The organism is Micromonospora sp. CPCC 205539, from assembly GCF_036906815.1.
In the GTDB taxonomy this organism is placed as follows: Bacteria; Actinomycetota; Actinomycetes; order Mycobacteriales; family Micromonosporaceae; genus Micromonospora.
In genome coordinates this window covers 69,801-91,598 of sequence record NZ_JBAKHW010000010.1, presented here as the reverse complement: position 1 = coordinate 91,598, position 21,798 = coordinate 69,801, and the positions used below count along the sequence as shown (strand labels likewise).

The window sequence follows — 21,798 nt, the reverse complement described above, 5'->3', positions numbered from 1 at the left end:
CGCCTGGTGGCCGGTAGTCTCTCCGGGTGCGTGGAATCCTTCTTGCCGGTGGCACCGGGTCCCGGCTGTGGCCGATCACCCGGGCGGTCTCCAAGCAGCTGATGCCGGTCTTCGACAAGCCGATGGTCTATTACCCCCTCTCCACCCTGGTGATGTCCGGGGTGCGGGAGATCCTGGTGATCACCACGCCGGACGACCAGGACCAGTTCCGTCGGCTACTCGGCGACGGCAGCCAGTTCGGGCTGCGGCTGGAGTACGTCAGCCAGGAGCGCCCGGAGGGTATCGCCCAGGCGTTCATCCTCGGGGCGGACTTCATCGGCGACGAGTCGGTGGCGTTGATCCTCGGCGACAACATCTTCCACGGCGTCGGCCTGGGTCGGCAGCTCGCCGACCACGGTGACCTGATCGGTGGTCGGGTCTTCGCCTACCCGGTGGCCAACCCCCAGGAGTACGGGGTGGTCGACTTCGACGACGACGGTCGGGTGCTCTCGATCGAGGAGAAGCCGGCCCGACCGAAGTCCCGCTTCGCGGTGCCGGGTCTCTACTTCTACGACAACCGGGTGGTCGACATCGCCCGCAAGCTCACCCCGAGCGCGCGGGGCGAGCTGGAGATCACCGCGGTCAACGAGGCGTACCGGGAGACCGGGGAGCTGTCGGTGACCGTGCTGGACCGGGGCACCGCCTGGCTGGACACCGGCACCTTCACCTCGATGATGCAGGCCGCCGAGTTCGTCCGGGTGATCGAGGAGCGGCAGGGCATGAAGATCGGTTGCGTCGAGGAGGTGGCCTGGCGGGCCGGCCTGATCGACGACGACCACCTGCGCGCGCTGGCCGAGCCCCTCACCAAGAGCGGGTACGGCGACTACCTGCTGCGCCTGCTGGCCGAGAAGAACGGCACCGAGGCGGCCTGGTGAAGATCCGGGAGCTGGGCATCGAGGGCGCCTGGGAGATCACACCGCAGCAGCACGGCGACCCGCGCGGCATGTTCATGGAGTGGTACCGCTTCGACCACCTCGCCGAGGTGGTGGGGCACCCGTTGCGGCTGGCCCAGGCCAACCTGTCGGTCTCCGCGCGCGGGGTGGTGCGCGGCATCCACTTCGCCGACGTGCCGCCCGGGCAGGCCAAGTACGTCACCTGCGTACGCGGTGCGGTGCTCGACGTGATCGTGGACCTGCGGGTGGGCTCGCCCACCTTCGGCCGCTGGGAGGGCGTCCGGCTGGACGACACCGACCGGCGGGCCGTCTACCTCAGCGAAGGGCTGGGCCACGGCTTCTGCGCGCTGACCGACGACGCGACGCTGAGCTACCTGTGCTCGGCCACGTACAACCCGACCGGCGAGCACGCGGTGCACCCGTTGGACGAGGAGTTGGGCATCGAGTGGCCGGCGGACGTCCCGCTGTTGTCCGCCCGCGACGACGCGGCGCCGACGCTGGCGCAGGCTCGCGAGCGGGGCCTGCTGCCGCAGTACGAGAGCTGCCAGCGGTTCGTGGCGTCGATCGGGCCGGACGGAATGTCGCACTCAGCCGGTATGTGACCGTACTCGGCGTACGACCTGTGGTGTGACAGTGACGAACGGGGCCTCCGGGCGGCTAATGTCACACCATGGAGCGGCGAATCTTCGGCCTCGAGACCGAGTACGGCGTCACCTGCACCTATCGCGGGCAGCGGCGGCTGTCCCCGGACGAGGTCGCGCGGTATCTCTTCCGTCGCGTGGTGTCCTGGGGTCGGTCGAGCAATGTGTTCCTGCGTAATGGGGCCCGGCTCTACCTGGACGTCGGGTCGCACCCGGAGTACGCCACTCCGGAATGTGACTCGGTGACCGACCTGGTCGCCCACGACCGGGCCGGCGAGCGGATCCTGGAGGGCCTGCTCGTCGACGCGGAGAAGCGGCTGCACGACGAGGGCATCGCGGGTGAGATCTACCTGTTCAAGAACAACACCGACTCGGCCGGCAACTCGTACGGCTGCCACGAGAACTACCTGGTCTCCCGGCACGGGGAGTTCGGCCGGCTCGCCGACGTCCTCATCCCGTTCCTGGTCACCCGGCAGTTGATCTGCGGGGCCGGCAAGGTCCTGCAGACCCCGCGCGGCGCGGTCTACTGCCTGTCGCAGCGGGCCGAGCACATCTGGGAGGGCGTCTCCTCGGCGACCACCCGCAGCCGCCCGATCATCAACACCCGCGACGAGCCGCACGCCGACGCCGAGCGCTACCGGCGGCTGCACGTCATCGTCGGCGACTCGAACATGAACGAGGTCACCACGCTGCTCAAGGTCGGCACGGCCGACCTCGTGCTGCGGATGATCGAGGCCGGGGTGGTGATGCGCGACCTGTCCCTGGAGAACCCGATCCGGGCGATCCGGGAGGTGTCGCACGACATCACCGGCCGGCGCAAGGTCCGGCTGGCTTCCGGTAAGGAGGTCAGCGCGCTGGACATCCAGCAGGAATACCTGGCCAAGGCCACCGAGTTCGTCGAGCGCCGGGGCGGCGACCAGGCCGCCAAGCGGGTGGTGGAGTTGTGGGGCCGCGTGTTGAACGCGGTCGAGACCGGCGACCTGGAGCCGGTCTCCCGGGAGATCGACTGGGTGACCAAGCTGCGGCTCATCGAGCGCTACCAGCGCAAGCACGACCTGCCGTTGTCGCACCCCCGGGTGGCGCAGATGGACCTGGCCTACCACGACGTGCGGCGCGGCCGTGGTCTCTACGGGCTGCTGGAGCGCCGGGGCGACGTGGACCGGGTGGCCACCGACCCGGAGATCTTCGAGGCCAAGGAGACGCCGCCGCAGACCACCCGGGCCCGGCTGCGCGGCGAGTTCATCCGGCACGCCCAGGAGAAGCGGCGGGACTTCACCGTCGACTGGGTGCACCTGAAGCTCAACGACCAGGCCCAGCGCACCGTCCTCTGCAAGGACCCGTTCCGTGCGTACGACGAGCGCGTGGAGCGGCTGATCGCCAGCATGTGACCCGGTCGGCCGGCCTCGGCGGTGGTGTCCGCCGACGGGGCCGGCCGGCCCGGTAGGCTGGGCGCGCCATGACGACTTCTGGATCTCCCGACCGCTCGGGACGCGGCTCCGAGCGGCAGAACTGGGTCGAGCGCCGGCGGGACAAGATCCGCAACGAGATCGAGCGCAACCGCCGCGGCGAGTACACCGTGCCGACCTGGGTGCTGGCCGCCGCGCTGGTGCTGCTCGTGGGCGGCTGGCTCGCCCTGATCTTCCTCGCCTGACCGTTCGCGCCGCGACGCTCCGGCGTCGTCCGGGCCGTGACCCGAGTGGGCCAGAGGTTGGCCCGGCCGGGTCGCCCCGGCGGGTACGCGCTCGGCGTCGCCGCCGCGGTCAACGTCTCCAGGTCAACCGCGTCGGCGGCCACCAGGACGCGACGACACGGGAGGCAATCATGGACGACGACTCGACGGTGCCGCAGCCGGAGCGGGACGGCGGAGGCTGGAAGGATCCCGGCCCGCGCGACGTGCTCCGGGACCGGCAGAACCCGAACCTGTTGACGCCACCGAGCACGGACGCGGGCACGCTGCCGAACCTGCGGTTCTCCTTCTCCGACACGCACACCCGGATCCAACGTGGCGGCTGGACCCGCGAGGTCACCGTACGGGAGCTGCCGATCGCCACCGAGCTCAGCGGTGTGGACATGGCCCTCGAACCGGGCGGCTACCGGGAGATGCACTGGCACAAGCAGTCCGAGTGGGCGTACGTGTCGCACGGCAGCGCCCGGATCAGCGCCGTGGACCAGGAGGGTCGCAACTTCCTCGACGACGTACGCGCCGGTGACCTGTGGTTCTTTCCGCAGGGGGTGCCGCACCACATCCAGGCTCTCGACGAGGGGGTGGAGTTTCTGCTGGTCTTCGACGACGGGGCGTTCACCGAGAACGGCACGTTCCTGATCAGCGACTTCTTCGCGCACACCCCGAAGGACGTGCTGGCGAAGAACTTCGGCTGGCGGCCCGACCAGCTCGACTCGATCCCCGAGCGGGAGAAGTACATCTTCGCCGGGGAGGTGCCGCCGCCGCTGGACCGGGACCGGGTGGTCAGCCCGACCGGCGACGTGCCCCGGTCGCTGAGCTACCGACTGCTCGCGCAGAAGCCGGAGCGGTTCCCCGGTGGCCAGGTGCGCATCGTCGACGTCAACCAGTTCCCAGCGTCCACCACGATCTGCGCCGCGCTGGTGGAGGTCGACCCGGGCGGGATGCGGGAGCTGCACTGGCACCCCACCGACGACGAGTGGCAGTACTACCTCTCCGGGCACGGTCGGATGGGTGTGTTCGCCAGCCAGGGTGTGGCCGGCACCTTCGACATGCGCTCCGGTGACGTCGGGTACGTGCCGTTCGCGTACGGCCACTACATCGAGAACCTCGGCACCGAGCCGCTGGTCTTCCTGGAGATGTTCCGCAAGCCCCGATTCGAGTCCATCTCGCTGACCCAGTGGATGGCGAACACCCCGGCGCAGGTCAGCGCGGACACCCTCAACCTGCCCCGAGAGCTGATCGAGGCCCTACCCCGCGACATGCGCCCAGTAATCCGCTAACCCACCCGAGTCCGCCCCACCCGAGCCCGCCCCACCCGAGCCCGCCCCGCACGCCCGCCACCCTGCCCGCGTCCGACTCACCCCGCCCGCCCGCCCGCGCCCGCGCGCGCCCGACCCATGTCGCCCGCGTCCGCGCGCGCCCGACCCATGTCGCCCGCGTCCGCCCGCGCCCGCCCCACCCCGCTCGCGTCGATCATGGGGTTGTCGTGAGGGGCAAAAGCCGTGAATCCGTGCCTCCTGCCCACCACAAGGCCATGATCGACGGGGCCAGGGTCAGGGTCGGCGCGCGATCTTGCACTTGTGGACTCGACCTAAGGGGCATTACGCGCATTCCGGCGACCGAAACTGCAAGATCGCCGGGCGGGGTGGGGGTTCAGGGCGGGCTGGGGGTTTGGGCGGGCTGGGGGTTTGGGCGGGGTTGGGGTCAGGGGGCGGGCGGTCAGGGGAGCAGGGAGGTGGCGTGGCGGCCGGCTGCGGCCGCGGCCAGGAAGTAGGCGTGGTCGGCGTCGAGGTTGCGACCCATCGTGGACAGGGGCACGGGGCTGGCCCGCAGCGTGGCGTCCAGGCCGTCGGTGGGCACTCGGACGATCCGGTGCCGGCCCGCCAGCGGGGTCAGCGCCGCGTGCACCTCGGTGGCCAGCGCCGGGTCGAGGCCGTCGGGCACCACCAGCTCCGCCGGAGCGAGCGCCACCCGGCCGTACGCGGTGAGGCTGTGGTGCGACACGCCCCGGTGCCGAGGTCGGGGGTCGGCGGCGGAGATCCGCAGTGAGCCGACCGGCCGGCCGCCCAGCGTGGCGATCGCGTTGACCGCCTCGCCGACGGCGACCCCGGAGAAGCCCCACCGGGTGCCGGTGCCCAGGTTGCCGGGTCCCTGCGCGACCACGGCCACATCGGCACGCAGCACGTGCCGGGCGGCGAGCAGACCGCCGTGCAAAGTGCTGGCTTCCAGGTCGCCGCCGAACGCCTGCCCGACCGTGATCGTGCCGGCCAGCTCGGTACGCAACCCGGCCAGGGTGCGGGAGAACCAGGCCGGCAGCGCCCCGCCGTCGGTGAGCAGGTACGCCACCCGGGCGTGCGGGGCGTCGGCCCGGATGCCGGCCAGGATCGCCGGCAGGGCCGAGTGCAGGTCGGCGGTGACCACCGGCAACCCGTCCAGGTCGTCGGCGTCGGCCAGGACGTCCCGGTGCGGGGACGCCTCCTCGTCGACACCGAGCAGGATCGGTTGCAACGGCGTGTAGCGGGCCTTCACCAGGTGCCCGGCGTCGCGGGTGTCGCCGGCGGCCGGCGGGTCCGGCGGCAGCCGGTCCGGTAGCGCCACCACCAGGGCGTACCCGCCGGTGCCCAGCCCCATCAGCAGCGCCCCGGCGTTGAGCAGCACCCGGTCGCCGGGCTCGGGTGTGCCGACCAGCTCGGGGTAGGCCAGCGCCCGCATGCGGGTGCCGTCGGGCAGGTCGACGTCCAGCTCCACCGCCCCGGTCCACTGCCGCCGCAGCGCCGCCACCGTCCCCGCCCGCCATCGCACCATGACGGGCACGCTAGCCGCGCCGGCCCGGTGCCCCGCGCCCGGGTGGCTTCGTACTCCTAGGCTGGCGGGCGGGGTTCGGGGTCGCCGCCGGGGTCGGGGTCGTGCGGGGCCTGGGTGTGCCGGGCCCGCCCGCTGGCGCCGGGCATCGACCGGGTGGGGTCGAGGAAGACGTACCGGATCTCCGGATACCGCTCGGTGAGCCGCCGCTCGGCCTCGTCGGCCGTGGCCTCGATGGCCGCGCCGGTGGCCTCGTCGCGGAAGTCGACCTTCGCGGCGACCAGGATGTCGTCCGGGCCGAGCTGCATGGTCATCAGCGTGTCGATCCGCTCCACCTCGGGCAGCCCCGCCAGGTCCTGCTCGATCTCGCGGCGCAGCCGCTCCGGCACGGCGCGACCGACCAGCAGCGACAGGTTGTTGCCGGCGAGGATCCCGGCGACCGCCAGCAGCAGCAACCCGATCAGGATCGAGGCGATGCCGTCCCACACCTCGTCGCCGGTGGCCTGGGACAGGCCGACCCCGAGCCCGGCCAGGACCAGACCGATCAGGGCCGCGCTGTCCTCCAGGAAGACGGCCTTCACGGCGGTGTCGGCGGTCAGCCGCAGGAACCGTCGGGGAGTGGTCTGCCAGCGCCGGGACTCGCGGCGGACCTGGCGGACGGCCCGGGCCAGCGAGATCGACTCGATGACGAAGGACACCCCCAACACGATGTACGAGACCAGGTAGTCGCCGCTGTGCTCGTGCACCAGGATCGTGGTCACGCCGTGGGTCACGGCGAACCCGGCGCCGGCCACGAAGGTGAACATCGCGGCGAAGAACGCCCAGACGTAGCTCTCCTTGCCGTACCCGAAGGGACGCCGCCTGTCTGCCGGCCGGGCGCCCCGACGCAGCGCCTGGAAGAGCAGCACCTCGGTGGCGGTGTCGGCGACCGAGTGCGCCGCCTCGGAGAGCATCGCCGCCGAGCCGGAGATCAGCCCGGCGACCAGCTTGGCCACCGCGATGGCGAGGTTGGCCGCCCCGGCGATGACCACCGTGCCGACGCTCTCGCTGTTGACGTCCGATTCCGACATGAGGGTCACCTTATGACCGTCGCCGGGACCGTGCTGGTCGAGTGGCCGATCCGAACAGATGTGCGGCACGCCCGCGCGGGTGCACGTCCCGGGCGCGGCGACTGCTAGCGTCTACCCGTGTCGCGGACCCGCACCGAACGCCTGGTCAACCTGGTGATCTGCCTGCTGTCCACGCGACGGTTCCTGACCGCCGCGCAGATCGCCGCGACCGTGCCCGGGTACGAGCACGACCCGGACGACGCCCGTGACCACGAGGCGTTCCAGCGCAAATTCGAACGGGACAAGGCCGAGCTGCGTGAGCTGGGCGTGCCGTTGGAGACCGGGACGGCCAGCGTCTTCGACGCCGAACCCGGCTACCGGATCGCCCACCGTGAGTACGCGCTGCCCGACATCCTCCTCGAACCGGACGAGGCCGCCGCGGTGGGCATCGCCGCCCGGCTGTGGCAGCACGCCGGGCTGGCCGCCGCCGCGTCGTCCGGGCTGGCCAAGCTGCGCGCCGCCGGCGTGGACGTGGACCCGCAGGCGACCCTGGGCCTGGAGCCGATGGTCACCGTCGACCCGGCGTTCGCGCCGTTGACCGCCGCCGCGCGGGACCGCCGCGAGGTCGGCTTCGACTACCGGGTGCCGGACCGGGACGCGCCCAGCCGTCGGCGGCTACAGCCGTGGGGTGTGGTCTGCTGGCGTGGCCGGTGGTATGTGGTCGGTCACGACCTGGACCGCTCGGCGACCCGCTGCTTCCGCTTGTCCCGGGTGGTCGGCGCGGTCCGGGTGACCGGCGAGTCCGGCGGTTACGAGCCGCCGGCCGGCGTCGACCTGATCAGTCACGTGGCGCGCTGGTCCGGGCCGGTGGAGCGCACCGGCCGGGCGACCGTGCTCGCCGCGCCGGGCCGTGCCGCCGGTCTGCGCCGCTGGGCCGTGGAGGTCACCTCCGGGCCGGACGGCGACCGGCTGGTCCTGCCGTACGCGGACGCGGACGGGGTGGCCAGCCAACTCGTCCGGTACGGGCCGGACGTCCGGGTGCTCGACCCACCGGAGGTCCGCGAGGCGGTCATCCAGCGACTCAAGGAGATCGCCGTCCGACACGACGAGCTGATTGTCACCGGGGGTGCCCGGTGACCCGGCCGGCAGCCCGGAGTGGCTCCCGCGCCTCCGCCGACCGACTGGCCCGGCTGCTCAACCTGGTGCCCTACCTGCTGGCCCGGCCGGGGATCGAGATCGCCGAGGCGGCCGACGACCTGGGCATCACCGAGCGGCAGCTCCGCGAGGACCTGGAGCTGCTCTGGGTGTGCGGGCTGCCCGGGTACGGCCCCGGTGACCTCATCGACATGGCGTTCGACGGTGACCGGGTGACCATCACCTACGACGCCGGCATCGACCGGCCGCTGCGACTCACCCCCGATGAGGCACTGGCCCTCGTGGTGGCGCTGCGGATGCTCGCCGAGACGCCCGGGGTGGCCAACCGCGACGCCGTCGAGCGGGCCCTCGCCAAGATCGAGGACGCCGGCGATCTGGTGGGCGCTCCGGTGGCGGTCCGGCTGCCCGGTGACACCCGCCGGGTGGAGGCGCTGCGCGCCGCCGTGGAGGGCGGCCGGGCGCTGCGGATCACCTACTACACGGCTGCGCGGGACGAGACCACCGACCGGGTCATCGACCCGCTGCGGGTGCTGATGGTCGGTGGGCAGGCGTACGTGGAGGCGTGGTGTCGGCGCGCGGAGGCGGTCCGGCTGTTCCGGGCCGACCGGATCGACGCGGTCACCGAGTTGGCCGAGCCGGCCACCGTCCCGCCGCAGGCGCGAGTGCATGATCGCGCGGACGGCGTCTTCCGCCCCTCGGCCGACCTACCGCTGATCACCCTGCGGGTCGGTCGCAGCGAGCGGTGGATCACCGAGTACTACCCGTGCGAGCGGGTGGAGGCCGGCGACGGCGACCAGTGGCTGGTCTCGCTGCGGGTGACCGACCTGGGTTGGGCGCGCCGGTTCGTCCTCGGGCTCGGGCCGGACGTCACCGTGGTCGCCCCGGTCGAGCTGGCCGAGCAGGTCCGGGCGACGGCGGCGGCCGCGCTGGACGCGTACGCCGTGCCCACGCCCCTCGTCGCACCTCAGCCCGACCCGGTAGAGCTGGCGGGCGACCCGGCGGCGCACCCAGTAGGCTGACCGCCGTGCTGATCTGGATCGTGCTCGCGGTGGTGCTGCTTCCGCTCGTGGTGCTCGCGCTGGCCGTGCGTCCGGTGTTGGCCCGGCTGCCCGGTCTGCGTCGCGCCGCAACGGCGTTGCAGCGGCGGGCCGCCGAGGCGGAGTCGCTACGGCAGACCGCCGAGTCGTTGCAGGAGACCGCCGAGGGCGTCCAGCGCCAGTTGGAGACCGCCCAGCAGCGGCTCGCCGTGATCAAAGCCCGGCGCGGTTGACGGTTCATCCCGCGTTGGTCAAGACTGCACCGGCCGGGGCGGTCCACCACCACCCGGCGGGTGGCATCCCGCACATCCGCACGTACGATGGGCTGCGTACCACCCCCGGACACACAGAGCGACTGGAGCTTCCCATGGGTGCCCTCAAGCCGTGGCACATCGCCATTCTCGTGGTTGTGCTGATCCTGCTCTTCGGTGCCAAGCGGCTCCCCGACGCGGCCCGTTCGCTGGGTCGTTCGCTGCGGATCATCAAGGCCGAGACCAAGAGCCTGCAGGACGACGACCGCGACCTCGCCGAGAAGGCCGACGCGCAGGCCGGCTACCAGCCCCTGCCGCCGCACGGCGGGCAGCCGCAGCAGGCGCCGTACCAGGCCCCGCCGCAGCAGCCGGTCGTCGACCCGGTGCACCGCGTCCGCGACAACTGACCGAGAGGCCCGAAGACAGTGGCCTTCGCACTGCGTAAACGCGGCCCGAGCACGTTCGAGCGGGCCGCCGACGGCTCGATGACCCTCATCGAGCACGTCCGCGAGCTGCGCAACCGCCTGTTCCGCGCCTCGCTGGCGATCCTGATCGGCTTCGGTTTCGGCTTCTGGCTGGCGGAGCCGGTTCGGAAGCTGCTGTCGCAGCCGTACTGCGACCTGCCGCAGTCGGTCGATCCGGACACCGGGAAGTGCCTGTTCGTCCAGCTGGGCGTTGCGGACGTCTTCCTGTTGAACCTGAAGATCGGCCTGTGGGTGGGCCTGATCATCGCGGCACCGGTCTGGCTCTACCAGCTGTGGGCCTTCATCGCGCCCGGGCTGCACCGCAACGAGCGGCGCTACGCGTACATCTTCACGGCCCTGGCGGCGCCGCTCTTCGCCGCTGGCGCGGTGCTGGCGTTCTTCGTCACCACCAAGGGCCTCGAGTTCCTGCTCAACGTGTCGGGCGACGACATCGCGACGAACCTGGAAGTCACCCGCTACATCTCGTTCGTCACCAACCTGATCCTGCTGTTCGGGGTGGCGTTCGAGTTCCCGCTGATCGTGCTGATGCTCAACTTCGTCGGCCTGGCCAGCGCGAAGAAGCTGCTCAGCTGGTGGCGGGTGGCGATCTTCGTGTTCTTCGCCTTCTCGGCGGTGGTCACGCCCACCCCGGACCCGTTCGGGATGACCGCCCTGGCGCTCTGCCTCTCCGCGCTGTACTTCGCCGCGGTCGGGGTGGCGTTCATCAACGACAAGCGGCGTGGGCGCGGCAAGGAGATCTACGCCGGTATCGACGACGACGAGGTGTCGCCGTTGGAGTACGAGGCCGAGCCGGTCGAGGCCGGGCAGCGGATCGACGTGACCGCGCCGGTCGACATCCCCGAGCCGATCGCCAAGCCGGCCCCGATCGAACGCCGGTACGACGACATGACCTGACGGCCCCGCGCCGCCTGGTTGGCCGACGCCGTCCCCGCCTGTCGGGGGCGGCGTCGCCGCGTTCACCGTGCGCACCGGGCCCGGGACCGATCGTGATGTAGCCCGCCCCAGGTGAACGGCGCGCATCCGCCCGGTACGGTGCTGCCCGTGACCGCAGACGATCACCTGCCCGGCCCGGTCGCCGTGCTCGCCAACCCGACCGCCGGCCGCGGACGGCACCGCGCCCTCCTGCCCCGGCTGCTGGACGGTCTCGCGGCCGCCGGTCACCCGGTCCGGCTGCTGTCGGCGTCCAGCCCCGATTCGGCGGAGGCGGCCTGCCACGCCGCGGTCGCCGACGGAGTTGGCGCGCTGGTGGCGATCGGCGGGGACGGCACCGTGCACCGGGCCCTGCAGGCCGCCGCCGGGACCGAGGTGCCGTTCGGCGCGGTGCCGGCCGGCACCGGCAACGACTTCGCCCTCGACACGGGCTTCCCGACCGATCCGCTCGCGGCGGTGGCGGTGATCGTCGACGCGTTACGCGCCGGTCGGAGCCGCCCCGTCGACCTGGCCCGGATGACCGGCGCCGACGGCGTCGAGCGCTGGTACGGCGCGGTCCTCGCGGCCGGTTTCGACGCGATCTGCAACGAGCGGGCCAACCGGATGCGTTGGCCGCGCGGCCCTCGCCGGTACGACCTGGCGATCCTGGTCGAGCTGATCCGGCTCCGGCCCCGGCGGTACACGCTGCGGCTGGACGGGGTGCCGCACGAGTTGGACGCGGTGCTGGTGGCGGTGGGCAACTGCCCGACCTACGGCGGTGGGATGCGGATCTGCCCGGACGCCGACCCGACCGACGGGCTGCTCGACGTGGTGGTGGCCGGCCGGGTCAACCGGCGCACCCTGGTCCGGGTGAAGCCGCGCATCTACCAGGGCACCCACGTCAGCCACCCGCTCGTGGACAGCTACCGGGCCCGGACGGTGGAGTTGAGCGCCGAGGGCATCACCACGTACGCCGACGGGGAACGCTCCCTGGACCTGCCGGTGACGATCAGCGCGGTGCCGGGGGCGCTGCGGCTGCTGCTCTGACCCGGACCGCACCGATGCTGGCCGCGATGACCAGCACGATGGCGACGCACTCCAGCACGGTCAGGGCCTGGTGCAGCACCAGCCAACCGGCCAGCGTGGCGATGGCCGGGCCGAGGCTCATCAGCACCGCGAAGGTGGCGGTGGGCATCCGGCGCAGCGCCAGCAGTTCCAGGGTGTACGGCAGCCCGGAGGCGAGCACCGCGAGGCCCGCGCCGAGCGCCAGCACGCGCGGGTCGAGCAGCACCATGCCGGCGTCGGCGATGCCGATGGGCAGGGTGACCAGCGCGGCGAGGCTCAGGGCCAGGGCGAGCCCGTCCGCGCCCGGGAACCGGCCGCCGACCCGAGCGCTGAACACGATGTACGCGGCCCACATGGCACCCGCGCCGAACGCGAAGGCCACGCCGGCCGGGGTCAGCCGGTCGAAGCCGCCCTGCCCGAGGAGCGCCACCCCCGCCAGCGCCAGCCCCGCCCAGCACCAACTGGCCAGCCGGCGGGCGGTGAACACCGACAGCGCCAGCGGGCCGAGCACCTCCAGGGTCACCGCCGGGCCCAGCGGGATCCGCTCGATGGCCTGGTAGAACAGCGAGTTCATGCCGGCCAGCGCCAGCCCGAACGCGCACACCGCCACCCAGGCGCCCCGGTCGTATCCGCGCAGCCGGGGCCGGCACACGAGGAGCAGCAGCACGGCCGCGATCGTCAGGCGCAGGGTCACCGCGCCGGCGACCCCGGTGCGCGGGAACAGCAGGGCGGCCATGGCGGAGCCGAACTGCACCGACAGCGCACCGCCGAGCACCAGTCCCACGGCGGCGACGCCACCGCGCCGGGCCGCCGGTGCGTCGACCGGCGGGGGCGCGGGCAGCAGGGTCTCCGTCACGGCCACGACGCTAGGCCGTCGGCATCGTGGCCAATCTCCCGGGGGCCGACGGATTGACCCGGGTCACGCCGCCCATCCGGCGGCTCGACCATCGGCGGTTCTTTGCTCTGCTTCAACGGACGCAACACCCGGTGTCCGGATAGCGGACGTTCGGTGTTGCGGGGAGTTAAGCAGAGCAAAGGGCTTGTGCCAGGGAGGTCGTTCCGTCGAGCCGGAGGACGCGACCAGGTCCGATTGCCCGGCCTGGCCCCGCCTGGTGGTCCGATCGTCTGGTTCCCGGGCTGTCTGTGGTCGGACGTGCTCGCGCGGAGGGGCTGATCCGCCACCAGGCGACGCGCGCAGCGCACGGACGGTCGTCGGCCGTGCCGCGGTGAGCGTCGAGCTGGCGGCGTCGGGGCGGCGGGCCCGAGAGCGGGCCTCGTCGAGACGCACGACACCGACGCGAGCGGCTGCAGGCTGGTTGCCCGGGGGGCGAGTCTCCCGCCGAAGGGGACCAGGTGGGGCCTGGGCGGCTCGCCGGCTGAAGACGGCGCGCAACGCGCGGGGCAGCCGGTCGGCGGCGACCCGGCGAAGCGCGGGCGAGGCGAACGCGTACCCGCCCGCACGGCGGGGGAGTAGCAGTCCGGCGGCGGCGAGCCCGCGCAGGGCCGGCCCGGCCCGGCCCGGCGCCCAGCCCAGCACCCGGTCCAGTGCCGCGCCGGAGATCACCACGCCGAGGATGCCGGCGGCCATCAGCGTCGCCCGCTGCTCGCCGTCGAGCCGGTCCAGCTCCGCGCCGACGGTCCGGCGTACCGCCTCCGGCAGCGGCAGCGCCGCCGGGTCCGCGCCGGCCACCATGGATCCCGTGTACGCCGCGGCGTGCCCTGGTCGACCGCCCACCAGTGGCAGTAGCCGGTCGACCAGGGTCATCGGCTGCCCGGCCCGGGTGAGCAGGTGACGCAGCAGCCGACCGGTCTGCACGGCGGTCAGTGGACCGACCGTCACCCGGTGCCGCCGTCGCGCCGGGCCGGGCTGGGTGTCGACCCAGTGCGGCTGGTGCAGGGTCACCACGGCCAGCGGCAGACCACGGATCGTGGCTGCGGTGAACAGCGTGTGCAGGAATCGGCTGACCATCGGCGCGGCCCGCTCCAGGTCGTCCACGGCGACGATCACCGGCTGGCGGGCGGCCAGGCGCAGCAGGACGTCCCGGCCGACCGCCGCACCGGCCAGCGCCGCCGGCGAACCGTCCGGGGTGGCCAGCAGCCGCTCCAGGACCGGCACCGCCGTCGTGACCCGGGCCGGCGGGAACAGGGGCGTCAGGGTCGCGGTCAGCCGGTCCCGGACCACCGCCGGGTCGTCGCCATCGCGGACCCCGGCGATCCCCCGGAGCAGCTGCGCGACCGGCGCCAGCACTTCATCGGGGTACGGGGGGCAGGCCGCCACGCACCAGCGCACCGGCACGCCGTCCACCGTGGCCAGTGCGTGGGTCAGCTCGTGCAGCAGTCGGCTGCGGCCGCTGCCGGGCGGGCCGACCAGCGACACCCAGCGCGGGTTGTGCTCGCGGATCGCCCGGCTCAGCTGGTCCCGGGCCGTGGCCAGCTCGCGGCGGCGGCCGATGAGCGGGCCGTCGTGCCGGTCGGTGTCCGGGCGCAGCGGGCCGACGGCGTGCCAGACCGGCACCGCCGGCACCCGCCCGGCGACCGCCACCGGCGTCAACCGGCGCTGGGCGATCAGCCCGGCGGTGGCCCGGGCGGTGGCCGCGCAGAGTGCCACGGCGCCGGGTGGCGCGTACTCCTGGAGGCGGGCCGCGGTGGTGATCACCGCGCCGCTGGCCACGCCGTGACCGCCGCTGACCGCGGCGCCCAGGTCGACCACCACCTCGCCGGTGGCCACGCCGACCCGCAGCCGCAGCGCGACGTCCCCGATGAGCGGCCGGCGGTCGAGCGCGGCCTGGATCTCCAATCCGGCGCGGACCGCACGGTACGCGTCGAAGCCGTCCGAGTGCCGCGCGCCGAACAGCGCCATCACCGCGTCGCCGACGTACTTCTCGACCACTCCGTGCCAGCGGTGCAGCACCCCCGCGACGGTGTCGAAGTAGGCCCGTTGCAGCGCCCGGACGTCCTCCGGGTCCAGCCGGTCGACCAGCGCGGTGGAGCCGACGATGTCGGCGAAGAGCACGGTGACCGTGCGTCTCTCCTCCGGTACCGGCCAGTGAGGCGAAGGGGTCCGTTGCGTGTCGACGACGATGGTGGTCATGGGTACCGCACCGGCCTCTCCCTGCGCTTATGGCTGTTGACCTCCGGAGATTGACACCCCTGGGCCGACGGGGGATCGGCAGAACGACGTATGTCGGCCACACGCAACCTTTAGTCGCAATGTCGACGCGAGGAGTACCAGAAGCGGCAGATGGCCGTAGAACGGTACGGGGGCGTGTGATTAGGCTGCGTGCCATGGCCAGCGATGTGGACACGGCACCACTCGTGGGTCGGGCCGAGCTGGTGCAGACGGTTCGGTCCGCGTTGCTCGGCGACCTCACGCAGGGGCAGACCGCCGCCGTCTTCCTGACCGGTGAGAGTGGTGTGGGTAAGACCCGGCTGCTCGGCGAGATCGGTGCCCGATTGCGCGGCCAGGGTGCCTTGGTGCTTAACGGCAGTTGCCTGGACATCGGCGACGCATCACCGCTGCATCCGTTGTTGCAGGCGCTGCGACGCTTCGACGCGGACCTGTCCGCCGCGCACGCGCGTACGTCCTCGGCGGTTCGCGGGCTGTTGCAGATGTTCGCCGACGAGACCGCCGGCCCGGACGGCGCGGGCGCGCTGCTGGAGCGGGTCTCCCGGGGGCTGCACCTGATCGCCGAGGGCCGCCCGCTGGTGCTGATCCTCGACGACCTCCAGTGGGTCGACCGCAGCACCCGGCAGCTGCTGCTCTACCTGCTGGCCGGGCTGGGCGACCTCCAGCTCTCGGTGCTGGCCGCGGTCCGCGCCGAGTCCCTGCAGGGCGCGCACCCGCTGCGCCGCGTGCTCACCGAGCTGCGCCGGCTGCGTACGGTGCGGGTGCTCGACCTGGCACCACTGGACCGGGCCGACACCGAGCTGCTCGCCGCCGCGGTGGTCGGTCGGGCGCTCCCCGCCGACGCGGCCGAGCAGGTGTGGCAGCGCAGCGGCGGCAACCCGTTCGTCATCGAGGAGTTGGCCCGCGACCTGCGCGACGGCCGGGACGGGCTGTCCGAGACGCTGCGCGAGATCTTCCTCGACCGGGTCGACGCGCTGCCGCAGCACGCCCACGCGGTGGTGCACGCGGTCGCCGCCGGAGTCGAGCCGGTGCAGCACTGGCTGCTCGCCGAGGTGCTCCGGCTGCCGGAGGACGAACTCATCGAAGCGGCCCGCGCGGCCGTTGCACACCGGCTGCTCGTCGGCGCCGACGACGGCTACCGGCTGCGGCACAAGCTGGTGGCCGAGGTGCTGGAGCACGAGCTGCTGCCGGCCGAGCGGTCCGGGCTGCACCGCCGGTACGCCGAGGCGTTGACCGCGGCGCCGGCCGAGCTGCACCAGGCCCGCCTGGCGCACCACTGGCGGCTGGCCGGTGAGCCGGCCCGGGCCCTGCCGGCGGCGGTGGCCGCGGCGCAGGAGGCCGAGCGGCTGCACGGTTACGCCGAGGCGCACCGGCACTGGTCGGCGGCGCTGCAGCTGGCGGCCGGCTCGGCGGCGGTGGACCGGGTCGAACTGCTCGGGCACGCCGCCGAGGCGGCCCACCACTGCGGCGAGCACGCGCGGGCACTGGCGCTGTTGGAGGAGTTGGCCGAGGTGCAGGGTGGCGCGCCGAGCTGCGCGCTGCACATCCGTCGGGCCCGCTACCTGGCCGCCGCCGGGCGTTCCGCGCTGGCCGAGGAGGAGTACCAGCGGGCGCTGGAGGCGGCGGACTGTTCACCGCGTGACCGGGCCACCGCCGCCGCGCACCTGGCCGAGCTGCTCCTGCACCTGGGCCGGTACGTCGACGCCGGCCAGCGGGCCCGGGAGGCGTTGGCGCTGGCCGCCGATGTGGAGGGTTCCGCCACCGCGGTGGTGCTTGCCAGCTCCGCGCTCGGCTTCAGCGACGCCTACCTGGAGGACCCGGACGCCGGGCTGGCGGTGATGCGCCGGGCCCTCGACACCGCCGAGCGCGCCGGTCGGCCGGAGGACGTGGCCTGCGCGTACCTGCACCTGGCGGAGCTGCTGACCGGCCCGCTGAACATCCTCGAGGAGGGTGTGGTGGTGGCCCGCCGCGGCGCCGAGCGGGTGGCCGAGCTGGGATTGGGCCGCACCTGGGAGACCCGACTGCTGGCCATCGCCACCAACGGGCTGTTCCGGGTGGGCCAGTGGGCCGAGGCCGAGAAGGTGGTCGCCGCCGCGCTGCGGCACCGGCCGTCCGGCGCGGACGCCGTCGAGCTGCTGCTGGCCCGATGCCGGCTCTCGGTGGGCTACGGCGACATCCAGGCCGCCGACCGCGATCTCGACGCGGTGGCCACCGTGCTCGCCGGCGGCGGGGCCCGGCACGTCATCCCGCTGCTCACCCTGCGCGCCGGGCTGGCCATGTGGGAGGGCCGGCACGACGTGGCGCGGCAGGCGGTGCAACGTGGCCTGACCGAGAGCCGCTCCGACGACGTGACGATCCTCGCCGCGCTGGTCTGGCACGGCCTGCGGGCCGAGGCGGAGGCGCACGCCAGCCGTACGGTGGCGGTGGACCCGACGGCGGTGCGCCGCCTGCGCGACGTGGCCGATCGGGTGGCCCGCAAGAGCGCCTCGGCGGCCGGCCCGGTGCGCTCGGTGGTGGAGGGCTTCCTGGCGCTCTGCACCGCCGAGGTGAGTCGCCTGGACGGCAGCGACCCGGAGCTGTGGGCCCTCTCGGTCGTCGAGTGGGACCGGCGTAACCACCCCTATCCGGCGGCGTACTCGCGGCTGCGGCAGGCGGAGGCGCTGCTGGCCCGGCGGAGCCGGGTGGCCACCGCTGGCAAGCTGCTGCGCGAGGCGTACCGGGTGGCGCAGGGGTTGGGCGCGGTGCCGTTGACCTCGGAGATCCGGGCACTGGCCGGGCGGGCCCGGGTGTCGCTGGACGAGAGCGAGCCCACCGGCGGCGCGCGGGGCGCGGTGCCGACCGAGTCGGCCGACGACGAGCTGACGGTGCTCACCGCGCGGGAACGCGAGGTGCTGGCCCTGGTCGCCGAGGGGTTGACCAACAAGGAGATCGGGCTGCGGCTGTTCATCAGCGAGCGGACCATCGGGGTGCACGTGTCGCACATCTTCGACAAGCTCCAGGTCCGTACCCGCGTTCAGGCCAGCGCGATCCAGCTGCGCAACCGCCGCGGCTGACTGACCGACCGCTCCGTCAGCGGACGCCTGTGTGCGTCGGGATACGTCGTTCTACTGATTCGGCGGGTGGGGGTCGGCTGAAAGGCTGAGCACCGTCGACGGCGGCACGGGGGTGCCGCGGACCACCCATGGAGGAGAGATGACCGAACCGGTCTGGGGGCCCGTGCAGCGGGACATCGTCGACCTGCTCGCCGACCACCCCGCAGACGTGCCGGCGGTGGTCGACAATCTCACCAAACTCCAGGACATGCTGGTGCGGCTGCCGCCGCTGGAGGACAGCTGCCCGCTGGCCGACTTCAACCAGCTCTACCTGACCATCACCAGCAGCGTGTTGGACGGGCTGTACGACGACCGGTTCGTCGACCCGGTCTTCCTGTCCCGGTTGGACGTCGAGTTCGCGGCGCGGTATTTCGACGCGATGCGACTGTGGACCGACTCCAGCCCGGGCACCCCGAAGGCCTGGTCGTGCCTGTTCGAGCGGATGCGCGGGCCGGACGCGCGTCCGCTGCCGTCGGCGGCCGCCGGGGTCAACGCGCACATCAACTTCGACCTGCCGTTCGCGTTGGTGACCACCTTCGACCACCTGGAATCGGAGCCGGTCGACGGCAGCGACCAGCACCATGACTACCTCGAGATCAACAGGATCTTCGCGGACAAGATCCCCGGCCTGCGCCGGGGCTATCTGGAGCGGTGGCAGCTGCTCATCGACATGCTCAACGGCGACATCGACGACTGGTACCAGGGGGAACTGGTCGAGTACACCCGCGATGTCGCCTGGCGCAACGCACAGAAGATCTGGCGGTGCCGGCACGATCCGCACCTGCACGAGTGTGAGCGCACGCGGTTGGACGACAACGCCGCGGCGCTCGGCCGGTTGCTGCTCTCGCCCCTTGGGGCGTTCCTGCAGTAGCCGGGACGGGGGGTCCCCGCGTTCCGCCCTTTGGGGGGCGGCGGAGCGCGGGGACGCGTCCCACCCGTCAGCTCCAACCGCCCCAGGCGCCTCGCCGAGATCCGCGGCGGCCCCGGGGGTGCCGACCGGCGCGGGGGAGCCGGTCGGGTACCACCGTCGGCCGACCCGGGGGGTGTCGGCCGCCGGTGGGTGGGGGAGCTGGCGGGGCGGGGCGCGGTCGGTGCCATCGGTCGTGGGGAGCCCGCCGGGACAGGGCGCGGTCGGTGCCATCGGCGGGGAAGCCGGCGGGTCGGGGTGTCGCCAGGCCCTTAGTGGGTACGCCCGCGCCATGACCGTCCTGGCCCGGCGCCGGCCCGCCGCACGACCCCGGCCCGCGTGGCCCGGCCCGCTGCGGCCGGGCGGCACGGTGCCGCGACCCGCCGCCCGGCCGGGTGCGGGATGATCGACGCCGACCCGTCCGTCCCGGCCGGGCTGCCCACCGATGCCTGACGAGCACCGGTCGAGACCGCGCCGCGGGACACCACGCCGCCAGCCGCCGGGCGGGCCGGATCCGGCGCTGCGTGCCGCCCGCGACCCGGCCCGCCCGCACCAGGGTGGCCGGCAGGGTGTCGTCATGCCCGAGCGGGTGAACAGCCCGGCCCGGCCGGCACCGCCGGCCAGCGCGCTGCGTCAGTGGCTCTTCCGCCATCAGGTACGACCACCGGGCCCGGAGGCGAGCGAGGGGCAGACCCGGTCGCACGCCTGGTGGCAGGTGATGTGCCTGACCGGCGTCGACTACTTCTCCACCCTGTCGTACCTGCCCGGCATCGCGGCGGTGGCGGCCGGGGCGCTCTCCCCGGTGGCCACCCTGCTGATCGTCGCGCTCACCCTGTTCGGGATGCTGCCGATGTATCGGCGGGTGGCCCAGGAGAGCCCGCACGGGCAGGGTTCGGTGGCGATGCTGGAACGGCTGTTGCCGTTCTGGCGGGGCAAGATCGTCGTGCTGGTGCTGCTCGGGTTCGTGGCCACCTCCTGGATCATCACGATCACCCTCTCCTCGGCCGACGCCACCGTGCACCTGCTGGAGAACCCGTACCTGCCGGACGCCCTGGGCGGCCGCTTCGTCGCGGTCGCGTTCACCGTGGCGCTGCTGCTCATCCTCGGCGGGGTGTTCCTGCTCGGCTTCCGCGAGGCCGTGGTGGTGGCCATACCGCTGGTCGCGATCTTCCTGGTGCTCAACGCGGTGATCGTGGTGGTCGCGGCGTCCCGGATCGCCGCCGACCCGGGCATCGTGTCGAACTGGACGGCCGCGCTCACCGCGAGCGGCGGGCCGGGACAGGTCCTGACCACCGCCGCGCTGGCCTTTCCGCTGCTGGTGCTGGGGCTGTCCGGCTTCGAGACCGGGGTCAGCATGATGCCGCTCGTGGCGGCGCCCGGCCCCGACCGGGAAGCCCGGCTGGCCGCCCGGATCCGCAACACCCGTCGACTGCTCACCACCGCCGCCCTGATCATGTCGGTGTACCTGATCTCGACCACGTTCGTGACGACGGTGCTCATCCCGCCCGAGGAGTTCCGGCCGGGCGGGGCCGCGAACGGCCGGGCGTTGGCCTTCCTGGCGCACGAGCAACTGGGCGAGGAGTTCGGCACCGTCTACGACCTGAGCAGCGTGCTCATCCTCTGGTTCGCCGGCGCCTCGGCCATGGCCGGACTGATCAACATCGTGCCCCGGTACCTGCCCTCGTACGGCATGGCCCCGGAGTGGGGGCGTGCCGTACGTCCGGTCGTGATCGTCTACACCCTGGTCAGCGTCGCCATCACGATCGCCTTCGGGGCCGACGTCAACGCCCAGGCCGGGGCGTACGCCACCGGCATCCTCGCGATGATGGTCTCCGGGGCGGTGGCGGTGACCATCTCGGCGGCCCGGCACCACCAGCGCACCTCGGCCGTCGGCTTCACGGTGCTCACCCTGGTGCTGGGGTACGCGCTGCTGGACAACGTCATCGAGCAGCCGGACGGGTTCACGATCTCCGCGTTGTTCATCCTCGGCATCATCGTGGTCTCGCTGATCTCCCGGGTCAGCCGAACCACCGAGCTGCGCGCCGAGCGGATCGAGTTCGACGAGCCTGCCCGCCGGTTCATCACCGAGTCGCTGGCTCACGACGGCCAGCTGCACCTGATCGCCAACAAGCGGCAGAGCGGCTCGGTGAAGGAGTACACGGTCAAGGAGCGGGCGCAGCGCGGGATGAACCCGGTGCCCGGTGCGGCCGACGTGCTCTTCCTGGAGATCGACGTGGTGGACCCGTCGGAGTTCAGTCAGGTGCTGCGGGTGCACGGCGTCGAGGTGGGCGGGTTCCGGGTGCTGCAGGCCAGCAGTCCGGCCGCGCCCAACGCGATCGCCGCGATCCTGCTGGCTCTGCGGGACGCCACCGGGGTCCGGCCGCACGCGCACTTCGAGTGGTCGGAGGGGAGCCCGATCAAACACCTGCTGCGCTACCTGATCCTCGGTCGGGGGGACACCCCGCCGGTGGTACGCGAGATCATCCGACGCAGCGAGCCCAACCGGCTGCGTCGGCCCGGGATCCACGTCGGCGGGTGATCGCGGCGCTCCTCGAGGCGCTTTTAAAGATGAATAGCAGCACTAATTCACGTTCACACCTTCCTGTCCGTATTACGGCTTTATCGTGGCCTCTGGTGGTCGACAGCACGTCGAGCGCCCCGC

Annotated in this window: 18 protein-coding genes; 14 read left to right on the top strand and 4 right to left on the bottom strand. The window is 73.0% G+C overall.

Features of this window, described 5'->3' with window-relative positions:
- Positions 1-26: 26 nt before the first annotated feature.
- The 5 genes from rfbA (at position 27) to V6V47_RS11495 (ending at position 4,537) form a co-directional block, all read left to right on the top strand.
- A complete protein-coding gene (gene rfbA / locus V6V47_RS11515; RefSeq protein WP_334628107.1) occupies positions 27-914 on the top strand; it encodes a glucose-1-phosphate thymidylyltransferase RfbA in 888 nt (295 codons plus the stop codon).
- Positions 911-1,534: a dTDP-4-dehydrorhamnose 3,5-epimerase gene (rfbC, locus tag V6V47_RS11510; protein WP_334628106.1), complete on the top strand. Its 624-nt coding sequence runs from the start codon at positions 911-913 to the stop codon at positions 1,532-1,534. Before rfbA ends, rfbC begins: the two co-directional genes overlap by 4 nt.
- A gap of 68 nt (positions 1,535-1,602) precedes the next feature.
- Positions 1,603-2,961, top strand: a complete 1,359-nt coding sequence (gene pafA, locus V6V47_RS11505; protein WP_334628105.1) for a Pup--protein ligase — start codon at positions 1,603-1,605, stop codon at positions 2,959-2,961.
- A 68-nt stretch (positions 2,962-3,029) separates the two neighbouring features.
- Positions 3,030-3,224, top strand: coding sequence for a hypothetical protein (locus V6V47_RS11500; RefSeq protein WP_334628104.1), 195 nt, complete (start codon positions 3,030-3,032; stop codon positions 3,222-3,224).
- A 170-nt stretch (positions 3,225-3,394) separates the two neighbouring features.
- Entirely contained in the window at positions 3,395-4,537 is a 1,143-nt protein-coding gene (locus V6V47_RS11495) for an oxalate decarboxylase family bicupin (protein ID WP_334628102.1), read from the top strand.
- Positions 4,538-4,976: 439 nt separating this feature from the next.
- Here the strand turns inward: V6V47_RS11495 and V6V47_RS11490 are convergent, their stop codons facing one another.
- Both V6V47_RS11490 and V6V47_RS11485 read right to left on the bottom strand, forming a co-directional pair.
- Positions 4,977-6,062 (bottom strand): DUF3866 family protein, encoded by a 1,086-nt coding sequence (locus V6V47_RS11490; protein WP_334628100.1) that lies wholly within the window; start codon positions 6,060-6,062, stop codon positions 4,977-4,979.
- Positions 6,063-6,118: 56 nt separating this feature from the next.
- A complete protein-coding gene (locus V6V47_RS11485) occupies positions 6,119-7,129 on the bottom strand; it encodes a cation diffusion facilitator family transporter (protein WP_334628099.1) in 1,011 nt (336 codons plus the stop codon).
- A 117-nt stretch (positions 7,130-7,246) separates the two neighbouring features.
- Between V6V47_RS11485 and V6V47_RS11480 the strand changes: the two genes are divergently transcribed.
- The 6 genes from V6V47_RS11480 (at position 7,247) to V6V47_RS11455 (ending at position 11,992) form a co-directional block, all read left to right on the top strand.
- Positions 7,247-8,245, top strand: coding sequence for a helix-turn-helix transcriptional regulator (locus tag V6V47_RS11480; RefSeq protein WP_334628098.1), 999 nt, complete (start codon positions 7,247-7,249; stop codon positions 8,243-8,245).
- Positions 8,242-9,282: a helix-turn-helix transcriptional regulator gene (locus V6V47_RS11475; RefSeq protein WP_334628097.1), complete on the top strand. Its 1,041-nt coding sequence runs from the start codon at positions 8,242-8,244 to the stop codon at positions 9,280-9,282. The genes V6V47_RS11480 and V6V47_RS11475 overlap by 4 nt, the downstream gene beginning before the upstream one ends.
- A gap of 5 nt (positions 9,283-9,287) precedes the next feature.
- The gene (locus V6V47_RS11470) at positions 9,288-9,533 is read left to right on the top strand and encodes a hypothetical protein (protein ID WP_334628096.1); all 246 of its coding nucleotides are present in this window, start codon (positions 9,288-9,290) and stop codon (positions 9,531-9,533) included.
- A 134-nt stretch (positions 9,534-9,667) separates the two neighbouring features.
- Complete coding sequence (tatA, locus tag V6V47_RS11465; RefSeq protein WP_334628095.1) at positions 9,668-9,958, top strand: Sec-independent protein translocase subunit TatA; 291 nt, start codon at positions 9,668-9,670, stop codon at positions 9,956-9,958.
- 18 nt (positions 9,959-9,976) lie between these two features.
- Positions 9,977-10,930 (top strand): twin-arginine translocase subunit TatC, encoded by a 954-nt coding sequence (gene tatC, locus V6V47_RS11460; RefSeq protein WP_334628094.1) that lies wholly within the window; start codon positions 9,977-9,979, stop codon positions 10,928-10,930.
- Between the two features lie 138 nt (positions 10,931-11,068).
- Positions 11,069-11,992, top strand: coding sequence for a diacylglycerol kinase (locus tag V6V47_RS11455; RefSeq protein ID WP_334628180.1), 924 nt, complete (start codon positions 11,069-11,071; stop codon positions 11,990-11,992).
- On the opposite strand, the gene V6V47_RS11450 is transcribed toward V6V47_RS11455, so the two are convergent.
- Positions 11,955-12,872, bottom strand: coding sequence for an EamA family transporter (locus tag V6V47_RS11450; RefSeq protein ID WP_442934216.1), 918 nt, complete (start codon positions 12,870-12,872; stop codon positions 11,955-11,957). The two genes, V6V47_RS11455 and V6V47_RS11450, sit on opposite strands and share 38 nt — an antisense overlap.
- 57 nt (positions 12,873-12,929) lie before the next feature.
- Positions 12,930-15,101 (bottom strand): AAA family ATPase, encoded by a 2,172-nt coding sequence (locus tag V6V47_RS11445; RefSeq protein ID WP_334628092.1) that lies wholly within the window; start codon positions 15,099-15,101, stop codon positions 12,930-12,932.
- A 194-nt stretch (positions 15,102-15,295) separates the two neighbouring features.
- Between V6V47_RS11445 and V6V47_RS11440 the strand changes: the two genes are divergently transcribed.
- From V6V47_RS11440 to V6V47_RS11430, 3 genes are all read left to right on the top strand, one after another.
- A complete protein-coding gene (locus tag V6V47_RS11440; protein WP_334628091.1) occupies positions 15,296-18,190 on the top strand; it encodes a helix-turn-helix transcriptional regulator in 2,895 nt (964 codons plus the stop codon).
- Positions 18,191-18,329: 139 nt separating this feature from the next.
- Positions 18,330-19,100 carry a DUF5995 family protein gene (locus tag V6V47_RS11435; RefSeq protein WP_334628090.1) on the top strand — a complete coding sequence of 257 codons (771 nt, stop codon included), beginning with the start codon at positions 18,330-18,332 and terminating at the stop codon, positions 19,098-19,100.
- Between the two features lie 613 nt (positions 19,101-19,713).
- Entirely contained in the window at positions 19,714-21,675 is a 1,962-nt protein-coding gene (locus V6V47_RS11430; protein WP_334628089.1) for an amino acid transporter, read from the top strand.
- The last annotated feature ends 123 nt before the right edge of the window (positions 21,676-21,798 follow it).

Coding starts and splice junctions, on each gene's coding strand:
- V6V47_RS11495 (WP_334628102.1), top strand. CDS start 3,395: ATGGACGACGACTCGACGGTGCCGCAGCCGGAGCGGGACGGCGGAGGC.
- V6V47_RS11485 (WP_334628099.1), bottom strand. CDS start 7,129: ATGTCGGAATCGGACGTCAACAGCGAGAGCGTCGGCACGGTGGTCATC.
- V6V47_RS11435 (WP_334628090.1), top strand. CDS start 18,330: ATGACCGAACCGGTCTGGGGGCCCGTGCAGCGGGACATCGTCGACCTG.
- tatA (WP_334628095.1), top strand. CDS start 9,668: ATGGGTGCCCTCAAGCCGTGGCACATCGCCATTCTCGTGGTTGTGCTG.
- pafA (WP_334628105.1), top strand. CDS start 1,603: ATGGAGCGGCGAATCTTCGGCCTCGAGACCGAGTACGGCGTCACCTGC.
- V6V47_RS11500 (WP_334628104.1), top strand. CDS start 3,030: ATGACGACTTCTGGATCTCCCGACCGCTCGGGACGCGGCTCCGAGCGG.
- V6V47_RS11430 (WP_334628089.1), top strand. CDS start 19,714: ATGCCCGAGCGGGTGAACAGCCCGGCCCGGCCGGCACCGCCGGCCAGC.
- V6V47_RS11440 (WP_334628091.1), top strand. CDS start 15,296: ATGGCCAGCGATGTGGACACGGCACCACTCGTGGGTCGGGCCGAGCTG.
- V6V47_RS11445 (WP_334628092.1), bottom strand. CDS start 15,101: ATGACCACCATCGTCGTCGACACGCAACGGACCCCTTCGCCTCACTGG.
- V6V47_RS11490 (WP_334628100.1), bottom strand. CDS start 6,062: ATGGTGCGATGGCGGGCGGGGACGGTGGCGGCGCTGCGGCGGCAGTGG.